General features: G+C 73.2%; 10 protein-coding genes and 1 tRNA gene. 1 reads left to right on the forward strand and 10 read right to left on the reverse strand.

What is annotated here, in order from left to right; all coding sequences use genetic code 11:
• Nucleotides 1-13 precede the first annotated feature (13 nt).
• On the forward strand, nucleotides 14-664 hold the full coding sequence (locus AC5L30_RS03480) for a hypothetical protein (RefSeq protein WP_494865278.1): 651 nt from the start codon (nucleotides 14-16) through the stop codon (nucleotides 662-664).
• A gap of 5 nt (nucleotides 665-669) precedes the next feature.
• On the opposite strand, the gene AC5L30_RS03485 is transcribed toward AC5L30_RS03480, so the two are convergent.
• The 10 genes from AC5L30_RS03485 to AC5L30_RS03530 all read right to left on the reverse strand — a co-directional run.
• Nucleotides 670-855: a hypothetical protein gene (locus tag AC5L30_RS03485; RefSeq protein ID WP_036410487.1), complete on the reverse strand. Its 186-nt coding sequence runs from the start codon at nucleotides 853-855 to the stop codon at nucleotides 670-672.
• 72 nt (nucleotides 856-927) lie between these two features.
• Nucleotides 928-2,205 carry a hemolysin family protein gene (locus AC5L30_RS03490; RefSeq protein WP_494865280.1) on the reverse strand — a complete coding sequence of 426 codons (1,278 nt, stop codon included), beginning with the start codon at nucleotides 2,203-2,205 and terminating at the stop codon, nucleotides 928-930.
• A gap of 80 nt (nucleotides 2,206-2,285) precedes the next feature.
• Nucleotides 2,286-2,483: a hypothetical protein gene (locus AC5L30_RS03495; protein ID WP_030327722.1), complete on the reverse strand. Its 198-nt coding sequence runs from the start codon at nucleotides 2,481-2,483 to the stop codon at nucleotides 2,286-2,288.
• A 79-nt stretch (nucleotides 2,484-2,562) separates the two neighbouring features.
• Nucleotides 2,563-4,317 (reverse strand): selenocysteine-specific translation elongation factor, encoded by a 1,755-nt coding sequence (gene selB / locus AC5L30_RS03500; RefSeq protein WP_494865282.1) that lies wholly within the window; start codon nucleotides 4,315-4,317, stop codon nucleotides 2,563-2,565.
• 2 nt (nucleotides 4,318-4,319) lie between these two features.
• The gene (gene selA / locus AC5L30_RS03505) at nucleotides 4,320-5,624 is read right to left on the reverse strand and encodes an L-seryl-tRNA(Sec) selenium transferase (protein WP_494865283.1); all 1,305 of its coding nucleotides are present in this window, start codon (nucleotides 5,622-5,624) and stop codon (nucleotides 4,320-4,322) included.
• A gap of 23 nt (nucleotides 5,625-5,647) precedes the next feature.
• Nucleotides 5,648-5,743: transfer RNA gene (locus AC5L30_RS03510), tRNA-Sec, on the reverse strand.
• A 13-nt stretch (nucleotides 5,744-5,756) separates the two neighbouring features.
• Nucleotides 5,757-7,046, reverse strand: coding sequence for an NrfD/PsrC family molybdoenzyme membrane anchor subunit (gene nrfD, locus AC5L30_RS03515; RefSeq protein WP_494865285.1), 1,290 nt, complete (start codon nucleotides 7,044-7,046; stop codon nucleotides 5,757-5,759).
• On the reverse strand, nucleotides 7,043-8,197 hold the full coding sequence (locus tag AC5L30_RS03520; protein ID WP_494865287.1) for a 4Fe-4S dicluster domain-containing protein: 1,155 nt from the start codon (nucleotides 8,195-8,197) through the stop codon (nucleotides 7,043-7,045). The genes nrfD and AC5L30_RS03520 overlap by 4 nt, the downstream gene beginning before the upstream one ends.
• Complete coding sequence (fdh, locus tag AC5L30_RS03525) at nucleotides 8,145-11,417, reverse strand: formate dehydrogenase (RefSeq protein ID WP_494865289.1); 3,273 nt, start codon at nucleotides 11,415-11,417, stop codon at nucleotides 8,145-8,147. The genes AC5L30_RS03520 and fdh overlap by 53 nt, the downstream gene beginning before the upstream one ends.
• A gap of 879 nt (nucleotides 11,418-12,296) precedes the next feature.
• Nucleotides 12,297-12,779: hypothetical protein (locus AC5L30_RS03530; RefSeq protein ID WP_494865290.1), on the reverse strand; the 483-nt coding region annotated here is incomplete at its 5' end.

Genomic DNA, 12,779 nt, shown 5'->3' on the forward strand with positions numbered 1-12,779 from the left:
GTAACCGGTCGGAGTGGGCAATGATCGAACGGTGGTGCGGGTCCTGCTCGACCGGCGTGGCCGCACGTACGCCGAGGAGGCCGGCATCCGCCTCACCGACCGGCCCGGGCCGCTCTATCAGCTGCTGGTGCTGACCACGTTGCTGAGCACCCGGATCCGGGCGTGCGTGGCGGTGGACGCCGCGCGGGAGCTGTTCGCCGCCGGCTACCGCACCCCGCAGGCCATGGAGGCGGCCAGCTGGCAGGAGCGCGTCGACGCGCTGGGCCGGGGCCACTACCGCCGCTACGACGAGCGGACCGCCACCATGCTCGGCACCGGCGCCCGGCTGTGCCTGGACCGCTGGCACGGCGACCTGCGGCGCCTGCACCGGGAGGCCCAGGGCGACCCCGCCGGGCTGCGGCGACGGCTCACCGAGTTCCCCGGCATCGGCCCCACCGGGGCGGACATCTACCTGCGCGAGGCACAGGCGGTCTGGTCGGACGTGCGCCCGTACGCCGACCGGCGCGCCCTGGCCGGGGCGAAGCGGCTGGGTCTGCCGGGTTCTCCGGACCGGCTCGCCGGTCTCGTCGACGAACCGGACTTCGGCCGGCTCGCCTCAGCGCTGGTGCGGGTGGCGCTGGGCGAGGAGTCCGCCGGTGAGGTCACCCGGGTCGCCGCCCGCTGAGGCGCTCACTTGACCGTCTTGTCCCCCGGACGGGTCAGGTGCCACACCAGCAACGCGGCGAGCAACGCCAGGACCACCACCCCGCCGGAGATGCCACGGCCCTCCTCGGGGCTGCGGCCGGCGCTGCCGAAGTAGATCACCGCGAGGCCGGCCAGCACCGTGACGAACGTACGCAACCCTCGGTCCTTCACGTCTGGCACCGTAGGCAGGACTCGCTCACCGGCTTGCCGATTTGGGCCTTTTGTCATTCTTCTGGGTGATGGTCAGCGCTCGGTGACGAACCCGCAGAGCCGCACCCGGCGCACCGCCCGGTCGGCGACCTCCACCACCTGCAACGTCAGCCCGGGCAGCCGCACCGTCTCACCCGGCCCTTCCGGCAGGTGCCGCAGCCGGGCCAGCACCAGACCAGCCACCGTCGTGTAGTCCCGCGACAACGGGAAACTCAACCGCACCCCCAGGTCAGGCAGGTCGTGCAGCGGGAAGTCACCGGGCACCAACAGCGAGCCGTCCGGTTCCCGGACCACCCCGCGCACATCGCGGTCGGTCTCGTCGTACAACTCGCCGACCACCTCGGCCAGCAGGTCCTCCATGGTGACCATGCCGTCGATGCCGCCGTGCTCGTCGACGACCAGAGCCAGTTGCTGATGCTCCTGGCGCAGCTGACGCATCGCGTCGGCCACCGGCAGGGTCACCGGCAGCAGCAACGGCGCCCGGACCCGCTCGTGCACCGGGGCGGTGCCGGCGCGCACCAGGTCGCGGATGTGCACCACCCCGAGCACCTCGTCCAGGCCGGCCGGGCCGGTGACGGGAGCGCGGGAGCGCCCCGCGGCGGCGAGCCGCCGGACCCCCTCGTCGGCGGCCAGGCCGGCCGGCAGCGTGGTCACCTCCCGCCGGGCCACCAGGATCTCCCGCAACGTCCGGCCAGCGATGTCGAACGCGCCGGTCAGGATCTCCCGCTGCTGGGCCGACAGGCCACGCTGGCTGGCCAGCATCTCCCGCAGCTCCTCCTCGGTCATCTCCTCCCGGTTGGCCCGCGGGTCACCACCGGCGAGCCGTACGACCGCGTCGGTGGCCCGGCTGAGCAACCACACCGCCGGCCGGGACACCCGGGCCAACAGATCCAACGGGCCGGCGCTCAACAACGCCCAACGCTCGGCCCGCTGCATGGCCAGCCGCTTCGGGGCCAACTCCCCGAGCACCAGCGTGACGAACGTCAGCAGCACCGTCACCAGCAACACCGCGGCCGGACGCGCCGCCCCGCCGAGGAAACCCAACGGCCCGACCAGCGGACCGGCCAACGACACCGCGGCCGCCGCCGAGGCGAGGAACCCGGCCAGGGTGATGCCCAGCTGAATCGTCGCCAGGTAACGGTTCGGGTCGCGGGACAGCTGCACCAACCGGTCACCGGCACGGCTGCGCCGGCCCAGCCGCCGCAACTGCCCCTCGCGCAGGGTCACCAGCGCCATCTCACTGCCGGAGAGCGCGGCGTTGACCAGCACCAGCACGGCCACCAACGCCAACTGCCCGAGCTGACCGCCCATCGCGTACCCCCGTCCGCCACCTGAGGTCACTCAACCGCAGCGAGGCCGACTCCGGGACCGGTTTGCGAGCGCGCCCCCGCTCAGTCGACCTCCAGGTCGTCCAGCGAGATGGCGTGGGTCATCAACCACCGCGCCAACGCCGACATCCCGAACAGCCACAGCGGCACCGACTCGGTGGGGCCGTTGGTGGCGTAGATGGCGAAGCGCAGGTCCGGCGCGCGGTACGCCTCGATCCGCCACCGGTGCTGCCGGTCCCGCCAGACCGCCGAAGGGTCCATGGCGTCACCGTAGGTGACCGTCGCCGACCTTGGGGCCGGTTGTCCCGGCACCACCGTCGTCCCGGCCGCGGCGCGGCGCTCAGGTGACGACGATCCGGGCGTCGTCGGGCAGCCGGCGGGTCGCGCCCCGCCGGTCCAGCAGCTCCAGCAGGGGCACCGCCACCCGGCGGGTGGTGTCCAACGCCTGCCGGGCCGCGGAGAGGGTGAACGGCTGCGGCAGCCCGGCCAACACCCGGACCGCGTCGTCGAGCGCGTCGGGCAGCAACACCACGTTGTCAGCCAGCCGCAGCAGGGCGCCGGCACGCACCGCGGCGCCGATCTCCCGGGGACCCAGACCAAGATCGACCAGACGGTCCGCCTCGGGGGCGCGGAACGGCCGGTCGCCGTACTCGGCGCGGACCCGCTGCACGGCCCGGGCCACCGGTTCGGGCAGCGCGTCGGCGCCCGACGCGCCGACCCGACCGGCGTGGATCCGCAGCGGCGGCCGGACCAGCGCCTCGACCAGCACCCGGTCGGGCAGGGCGAGGCGCTGACGCAGCGCGTCCACCGGCATCCCGGGCTCCAACGGGTGTTCCCGCGCGTGCCGGGCCACCTCCTCGGACAGCTGCTCGCCGAGCCGCCGCCAGTACCCGGGGTCGGCCAGCCAGTCACCCGCCACCGGCTCGGCGTGCACCGGCACACCCATCCGGATCAACGCGCCGGCCCGGACCAGCCGGCGACGGCGCAGCTCCCCCACCAGGTCGGGTCGACCGTCCAGCTCGGCGAGGACCTGGGCGCGGGCGGCGGCCGCACCCCGTCGGCCCAGCGGTGGCGGCGCCACGTCCAGCACCCGCACCCCGCCGCTGACGTGGTGCCGGCCCGGGTCCCGCAGCAGCGCCCGGTCACCCACCAGCAACGGCAGCGGGCGGGCCAGCCGCAGCCGGACGGTGTCCGGGCCGAGCGGGCGCACCCGTACCGGCACCGCCGCCGAACCGACGTGCAGGGTGAGGGTGGCCGGCAGGTCGGCGGCCGGGTCACCGGCGAGCCGGACGTCGGCGAGGTCGGTGTGGTGAAACCGGCCCGGAGTGAGCAACGCGTCGCCTCGGCCCAGCCGGTCGCGGGGCGTACCGCGCAGGTTGACCGCCACCCGGGCGACCGCCGCCGCCCCCGGTCGGGCCTGGCCCAGCGAGTGCAGGCCACGGACCCGGACCGGTTCGTCGGCGCCGGCCAACTCCAGTTCGTCGCCCACCCGCAGCCGGCCGGCGCCGAGGGTGCCGGTGACGACGGTGCCGCTGCCCCGCACGGTGAAGCTGCGGTCCACCCAGAGCCGGACCGGGTCGTCCACCACCGGCGCGGGCAGTTGCGCGGCGAGCCGGTCCAGGGCGGCCCGCAGCTCCGGCAGGCCGGCGCCGGTCAGGCCACTGACCGCCACCGCCGGCACCGCGCCGAGGCTCGTCGCGGCGATCTCGGCGCGGGCGCGGGCCGTCGCCGGCGCTGGGTCGGCCAGGTCCGCGCGGGTCACCGCCAGCAGGCCGTACGCGACACCGAGCGCGTCGAGCGCGGCCAGGTGCTCGGCGGACTGCGGCATCCAGCCCTCGTCGGCGGCCACCACGATCAGCGCCGCCGGGACCGGGCCGACCCCGGCGAGCATGTTCGGCACGAACCGCTCGTGCCCGGGTACGTCGACGAAGGCGACCGTGCCGCCGGACGGCAACGTCGTCCAGGCGAAACCCAGGTCGATGGTCATCCCCCGGCGGCGCTCCTCGGCCCACCGGTCGGGTTCCATCCCGGTCAACGCCCGGACCAGGGTCGACTTGCCGTGGTCGACGTGCCCGGCGGTCGCGACGACGAACACGCTCAGTCGTCCCCGGGTACGCGCAGCACGGCCGCGCGGACGGCCTCGTCGGCGTCGACGGGCACACAGCGCAGGTCGAGCAGGAGCCGGCCGCGCACCACCCGACCGAGGACCGGCGGGTCCCCGGTGCGCAGCGGCGCGGCGTACCGCTCGGGCAGGCTCAACGCCCACGAGTCCAACTCCACCCCGGGGGCGCCGCCCCCGCCGACCACCGCGACGGCCGGCACCACCTCCGCCTTGCGGCCGTCCGCGCCGAGCCGGTCCCGCAGCCGCTCCACCCGTTCGCGCAGGGCACCCGGGTCGGCGTGCAGCGCCACCCGGGTCGGCGTATCCGGTTGGTGCAGGGTGGCGGCCAGCGCGGCCAGGGTGAGCTTGTCCACCCGCAGCGCCCGGGCCAGCGGGTGGCGACGCAGCCGGTCGATCACCTCGACGTCGCCCAGCAGCAGCCCCGCCTGCGGCCCACCGAGCAGTTTGTCGCCGCTGGCGGTGACCAGCGTGGCGCCCGCGCGCAGGGTACTGGCCGCGTCCGGTTCGTCGGGCAGCGACGGGTCCGCGCCGAGCAGCCCGGAGCCGATGTCCGCGACCACCGGCACCCCGAGCGTGGCCAGTTGCCGTACGCCGGTGGCGGAGGTGAAACCGGTGACCCGGAAGTTCGACGGGTGCACCTTGAGCACGAAGCCGGTCTGCGGGCCGAGCGCGGCGGCGTAGTCCGCGAGGGTGGTGCGGTTGGTGGTGCCCACCTCGCGCAGCCGCGCACCGGTGCTCTCCACCAGGTCAGGCAGGCGGAAACCATCACCGATCTCGACCAGCTCCCCCCGGCTGACCACGATCTCCCGCCCGGCGGCCAACGCGGTCGCGGCCAGCACCAGCGCGGCGGCGCCGTTGTTGACCACGTGCACGGCGCCCGCGTCCGGCACGGCGGCGGCCAGCGCGTCGAGCGCGCCCCGGCCCCGCCGGGCCCGCCGGCCGGTGGCCAGGTCCAACTCGACGTCGGTGTGACCGGCGGCGGCCACCATCGCGGCGACCGCGGCGGACGACAACGGCGCCCGACCCAGGTTGGTGTGCAGCACGACACCGGTGGCGTTGAGCACCACCCGGGGGCCGGGGGTGGGCAGCGCGGCGACCGCGGCGTCGCGTACCTCGTCGGGGTCGAGCTCACCGCGGCGGGCGCGGTCCTGCGCGCGGGCGACGACCGCCTTGACCTGCTCGCGGCCGAGGGTCGCGGCGGCCGCGGCGAGCACCGGGTCGGCGAGCAGCGTGTCCGTACGGGGCACCCGGCGTCGCGGGTCCACCGGACCGTCGCCCATCACGTCATCTCCTGCAAGCGGTGTGGCGGAGACGGACGGGAATCGAACCCGCCTGGCCCGGGTCCCGGACCACTCCGGTTTTGAAGACCGGGAGGGGCACCAGCCGCCTGAACGCCTCCACCGGACATTCGATCACACCGCGGGCGGGACCGCTCGATCAGCTGGAAGATCCATGCCGGTTCGCCGGGCTTCGACCCGTTCGCGCTGCGGCACCACCGTGTATCGAGGGTCGCGGGCCGAGGCGACTCCGCCGTAGAAGATGCCGAACCGGGTCAGCACCGACGCGGCCAGCAGCGCGGTGCCGGAGAGCGCCCCGACCACCCGGCTGCGCCGGCCCAGCAGAGCACCAGCCATCCCGCCTGCGGTCAGCAGCCGCCCGGCGCGTAGTAACCGACCCGGCCGACCCAACCGGTAGGGCTCGCTGAGCAGGCCGAGGCGGGTCTCCACCCGATGCGCGCCGTACAGCTCCAGGGCCGCGCCGGCCACCGCCATCCGGCGGGCCGGCCCGGCCTGGGCCGGCGGCGCGGCGAGCAGACCCACGCCGGCGCCGCTGGCCAACGCGCTGCCCGCGAAGATCACCGGCAACTCGGGGTACGCCTCATGCCACGACGGCACCGCCGTGTCGGCCAACAACACCCCGGTGTACGTGGCCAGCGCCGGCGCGGTGCCGGCGGCGAGAAGCCCAGCGGCGTGCCCGATCGGCGGCAACACCCGGCCGGCCAGCCCGAGCAGACCGTGCCGGGGCAGCACACCGGCCGCCTCGGCGATCGCGGCGACACCCGCCGCCGGCCCGTACGCGGTGAGGATCCAGGTGCCCATCGACATCGGCGAGGTCGGCTTGGCCACCCGCAGCATGTGGTGGAACCGCGCCGGCCGGCCCAGGTCCTTCACCAGGAAGACGGCGCTGGCGCTGACCGCGGCCAACGCGGTGACCCGGCCGGCGCGCCGCAGCGCGGGCCGCCCGGTGAGCTGCCCGCCCGCGGCGAGCAGCGACGAGCCGGCGGCCAGCCCACCGGTGAACAGGTACGCGGCGATGTCCCACGTCCAGACCGGCGCCTTCAGAACGGGCCGCCCGTAGTAGGACGTGAACTCGGCCTCGGGCACCCGCAGTTCCTCGCCGCCGCCGCCGCGCCGCCTGCGCCGCCGGCCGGAGACCTCGGCGTCCCGCCGCGCCGTCAGGTCGCCCCGGCGGCTGCTGGCGGCCCCGTTGCCGCTGGTGGTGTCCCTGTCGCTCGGCTGGTCGCCCCCGCCCGCGGCCGCCGCACTGTTCGCGGCGGTGGGCCGCTGGTCGCTCGACTGTGGTCGGTTGCCGCCCCCGGGGGCGAGCCGCTGGTCGCTCGACTGCGGTCGGTCGCTGCCCTCGGCGGCGAGCCGCTCCCGGAAGCGACGGAACCGGTCGCCCACCGGGCCCGGTGGGGTCATGAGGAACCTCCGACGAACGCGGCGACGGTCGCCGCCGCCATGGCCAGCGCGGCGAGGCCGGCGCGTTTCCACATCTTCGGCAGGTCGCGGGTGGTCACGACCGGGTCGGGTGGCAGACCGTACACCTCAGGCTCGTCGAGGAGCAGGAAGAACGCCCCGTCACCGCCCACGCCGTCGTTCGGGTCGTGCCCGTACAGGCGCGCCTCGGACACCCCCCGGTCGTGCAGCGTCGCCACCCGGGTCGCGGCGCGCTCGCGTAGCTCGTCGAGGGGGCCGTACTGGATCGACTCGGTCGGACACGCCTGCGCGCACGCCGGGGTCATCCCCGCGCCCAACCGGTCGTAGCACAGCGTGCACTTCCACGCCCGACCGTCGTCCTTACGCTGATCGATCACCCCGTACGGACACGCCGAGATGCAGTACCCGCACCCGTTGCAGATGTCCTCCTGCACCACCACCGTGCCGAACTCCGTCCGGAACAACGAGCCCGTCGGGCACACGTCCAGACACGCCGCGTGGGTGCAGTGCTTACAGACGTCCGACATCATCAGCCACCGGAAATCCGTGCGCTCCTCGACGCCCGTGCCCCGGCCCGGCGGCTGGGCCCCCGGCATTCCCAGGAACTGCGGCCCCGCGCCACCCTGGCCCGCGGCGGTCGGATCGGCCGCGATCGCGCCGAGCACGTCCGCCGGCCCGCCCCCGGCCATCCGGGCGGCCGCGGACGGCGTGCCGGTCGGCACACCCGGGTCCGTGCCGGTGCGCTCGCTGGTGCCAGCCGCCGCGGCCGCCGATGCCGCGCTGACCGAACCGTCGGTCGGCGTTCCCGCGAACGGCGGCGTGCGGTGACCGGCCGGCCGGGGTTGCTCGATGAACGCGACGTGCCGCCAGGAGTTCGCGGTCAACGCGCCGGTGTTGTCGTAGGACATGCCCAGCAGATCGAGCCCGCTCTCCGGGACGCCGTTCCACTCCTTGCAGGCCACCTCGCAGGCTTTGCACCCGATGCAGACGCTGGTGTCGGTGAAGAACCCCATCCGCGGCGGCGCGTTCTCGTAGCCCGCGTCAGGTGCCGGGTCCAGCGGGCCGTACAGGCTGTTCGGGTCAGGAAGCACCGTGTTCCTTTCCCTCGCTGTCGGTGGTGACCGCCGGGGCATTGTGGCCCGGGTTGATCCCGGCGCGCCGCTGGTAGTCGGCCACCAGGTCCAGCAACGCCGGGCCGGTCGGTCGGCGACCCGGCCGGACGTCGCAGGTGCCGACCTTGCTCTCCTGGATCAGCACGTTCGGGTCCAGGCTGATACCGAACAGGTCGTTGGCCGAGTCGCCGGTCACCAGACCCTCGAAACCGAAGTGGTACGGCAACCAGACCTGGTGGATCAACCGGTCCTCGACGCGCAACGGGGTGAGCCGGTCGGTCACCAGCACCTTCGCCTCGATCACCGCACGACCGCTGACCAGGTGCGCCCAGCCCAGGTGGGCGAGGCCGCGTTCGACGGCCAACTCCGGGGACACCTCCACGAACATCTCCGGCTGCAACTCGGCCAGCGGCGACACCGTCCGGCTCATCGCACCGGCGGTGTGGTGCTCGGTGAGCCGGCTGACCGTGAACACGTACGGGAACACCTGACTGTGTTGCTCCGGCGGGCTCGGGTTCACCGAGTTCACCGGGTGCGCGTACATCTTGCGGGTCGGGTTGGCCTGCTGACCGTAGAGCGGGTTACGCACCGGCGACTCCACCGGCTCGTAGTGCGTCGGTAGCGGCCCGTCCAGGACACCGCTGGGCGCGTACAGCCAGCCTTTGCCGTCGCCCTGCATGACGAACGGGTCGTCGCCCGCGATGCCCTCCGTCCCGGACGCGCCGGGTGGCGGCCGGTACGACGGCGGCTTGGTCTTCTCGAAGTCCGGCACGTCGTAGCCGGTCCACTCGGCCTGCTCCGCGTCCCACCACACGTAACGCTTGCGCTCACTCCACGGGTTGCCGTCCGGGTCGGCGGAGGCACGGTTGTAGAGGATGCGCCGGTTCGCCGGCCATGCCCAACCCCACTCGGCGGCCACCCAGTCCTGCTCGTGCCGGGACTTGCGCCGGGCGGCCTGGTTCACGCCGTCGGCGTACACCCCGGTGTAGATCCAGCAGCCGATGGCGGTGGAGCCGTCCGCGCGGGCCTCCGCGAAGCTGGACAGCGGGCGGCCGGTCGCCACGTCGTACCCGTTGATCTCGCGCAGCACCGACTCGGCACTCGGCTCCGCGTGCGGACCGTGCGTGGGGTAGTCCCAGGTGAGGTCGAGCAGCGCCCGGTCGCGCGGCAGCGGCGAGTCGGCCAGCTTCTCGCGCAGCTTGCGGCCCAGGTGGTAGAAGAACCACAGCTCGGAGCGGGCATCACCTGGCGGCTCGACGGCCTTCTCCCGCCACTGCAACAACCGCTGCGTCTGGGTGAACGTGCCCTCCTTCTCCACATGCGACGCGGCGGGCAGGAAGAACACCTCCGTGCGGCACTCCTCCGGCACGATCTCCCCGGTGGCGACCTCGGGGCCGTTCTGCCAGAACGTGGCACTCTCGATCATGAACAGGTCCCGGACGACCAACCAGTCGAGGTTGGCCATGCCCAGACGCTGCGCGCGACCGTGCGCCGATCCGACCGCCGGGTTCTGCCCGAGCAGGAAATAGCCCTTGATCTTGCCGTCGATCATGTTCAGCACCTGCTGATAGGTGCCGTGGTCACCGGTCAGCCGGGGCAGATAGCCGTAGCAGTAGTCGTTCTCCGGTGTCGCCGCGTCACCCCAGTACGCCTTCAGCAGGCTGGCGGCGAACGATCCGGCGTTACCCCAGAAGCCCTTCTGGCCGGGGTGCCGGATGCTGTCCACCCACTCGTCGAAGGTCGGGTGGTCGGCGTGGTGCGGCATCGGCAGGTAACCCGGCAGCAGGTTGAACAGCGTCGGAATGTCCGTGGAGCCCTGGATGCTGGCATGACCGCGCAGCGCCATGATCCCACCACCCGGACGACCCATGTTGCCGAGCAGCAGCTGGATGATCGCGCCCGTGCGGATGTACTGCACACCCACGCTGTGCTGCGTCCAGCCCACCGAGTAGATCAGCATCCCCGTGCGTTCCCGGCCGGAATTTCGCGTCCACGCCTCAGCCAACTCCAGGAACTTGTCCTGTGGAATGCCACAGACCCGCTCGACCATCTCCGGCGTATAGCGGGAAAAGTGTCGCTTGAGGATCTGGTAGACGCAGCGCGGATGCTGCAACGTCTCGTCCCGCGGGGTGTCCCCGTCGACCTGCGCGCCGTGCGACTCGTGCTCCAGCCCGGACGCGCTGTCGCGCTCCTTGGCCGTGTGCCCACTGCCGGAGGAGCCCTCGTTGCCCTCGTACTGCCAGCTGTCCTGCACGTAGGTGCCGGTCTCCGGGTCGAACCCGGAGAAGAACCCGTCGCCATCCTCGGTGTCGCTGAACTCCTCGCTGACGATCGTCGCCGCGTTCGTGTACGCGAGCACGTACTCCCGGAAGTCCAGCTCGTTGTCCAGGATGTAGCGCACCACCCCACCGAGCAACGCGATGTCCGTGCCCGCCCGGATCGGCAGGTACGCATCCGCGACCGCGCTCGTCCGGGTGAACCGCGGGTCGACATGGAAGACCTTCGCCCCCCGGCGCTTGGCCTCCATCACCCACTGGAAACCCACCGGGTGCGCCTCAGCCATGTTCGAACCCTGGATGACGATGACGTCAGCGTTGGCGATGTCCTGCTGGAAATCCGTCGCGCCGCCACGACCGAAGCTGGCCCCCAGACCGGGGACGGTGGCGGAGTGTCAAATACGGGCCTGGTTCTCGATCTGCAACGCCCCCATCGCGGTGAACAACTTCTTGATGAGGTAGTTCTCCTCATTGTCCAGCGTCGCCCCACCCAGACTGGAGAAACCCAGCGTCCGGTTGAGCGGCCGGCCCTCGGCGTCGACGTCCTCCCAGGTCTGCTCACGAGCCGCGAGCATCCGGTCGGCGATCATGTCGAGCGCGGTGTCGAGCTCCAGATCCTCCCACTGCGTCGAGTACGGCCGGCGATAGCGAACCGTGGTCTGCCGCAGCGGACTGGTGACCAGACTCTTGCTCGCCGAACCCTTCGGGCAGAGCCGACCCCGCGAGATCGGGCTGTCCGGATCGCCCTCGATCTGACTGACCTGCCCGTCCTTCACGAACACCCGCTGGCCACAACCCACCGCGCAGTACGGGCAGACCGAACGGGCCACCCTGTCGGCGTCCTCGGTGCGGGCGGTCAACCCTGCCGAGCGGGCGGACTTCGCCGCCGCGCCCCGGCCCAACGGGTCCGTGCCGGTGAGCTGGCGGTAGACCGGCCAACCCTCGATAAAGGTCCGCAGACCCAACCCCGACACCCCCTCCCACGCGAGCGATCCTCTGAACATAGGTCAAGCGAGGCAGGTTCGCGAACCGGGGAAGCAGACAGCGCCGCCCCCGGCCGGTGGGCCGGGGGCGGCGCTGGTGTCGGTGTGCAGGTCGCCTCTCGGCGAGTGGCACGACGCGGCTCCAGCCGAACGGTATTCCGCGAGGGCGATATTAGGTGAGGCCCGGGGACACTGAGTCACACCGACACTGTCCACAACCAGCCCGCACCCCGCGTTGTTCCCACACCCGGCCGGGCCCACCCACCCGATCGCACCCACCCGACCGCCCCGCCCCGCAGTCCCGCAGTCCCGCAGTCCCGCAGTCCCAGTCCCACTCTCGATCGTCCCGCCGTACCGCTGACCGGCGGCCGCCCATCGTCGATCGTCCCAGCGGGCACGGCTGACCGGCAGCCGTCCCGCCGCGCAGCTGCGCCGCAGGGCGCGCCGCCGCACCTCTCGCCGGTGGTCGGCCCACCAGCCCGCCGGCCCGCCCCACCGTTGGCTGGCGGTGGTCGACCGGCGGTCGGCGGGGTGGCGGCAACGCCCTGCGGCACCGCCGGCCGTTGCGCCGGGCCGTTGCGCCGCCGGGTCCCATCGCTGCAACCTGGGTGGCCCTCACGACCACGCACCCACCCGCCATTACGCGGCGCTCCGGCCGCGCCCCGCGAGATCTTGGACAGTTTCCGTTCGCGCGGAACGGTAACTGTCCAAGATCTGCGAGCAGCCACCGACCAGACGATGCGATCCGCTTCCCTCACGGACCCGCGCAGCGCGGCATCCCCAGCCCAGCGGCCTTTGTCTTGCGGTCTTGCGGTGGTGCTGCCGTGCGGTGGTGCTGTGCGGTGCGTGCGTGGTGCGGGGTCAGCTGTTCCAGTGCTGGGTGACGAGGTCGGTGGCCTGCTGCTCCCACTGGGCGTACGCGTCGGGGTAGGCCGACACCTGCACCGTCTGCGCGGCGTCGGTCAGCGGCATGTCCTGCCACCCGTCGACCTGCTTGAGGCCCTTGAGGAACGCGGTCGTGGAGTACTCGGGGTCGGTGATCTGCTCCGGGGTGCCCCAACCACTGGACGGGCGCTGCTGGAACAGGCCCAGCGAGTCGTGGTCGTTGGCGTCGCCGAGGTGGCCCAGGTTCTCCAACTTCGACTCCTGCAGACTCGTCGCGATCGAGATCACCGCGGCCCGCTCCGGCAGACCAGCCTTCTTCGTGGCGGCGATGATCGCCTTGACGTTCGCGGTCTGCTCATCGTTGAGGGTGATCCGGGACTGCTCGCCCTGCGGCTTCGGCGCGGACTGCACAGCCGCGGCGACCGGCTTGGCATCCACAGCCGGGTTGGCGTGGGCGGC

The sequence above is a fragment of the Micromonospora sp. BQ32 genome, assembly GCF_059358895.1.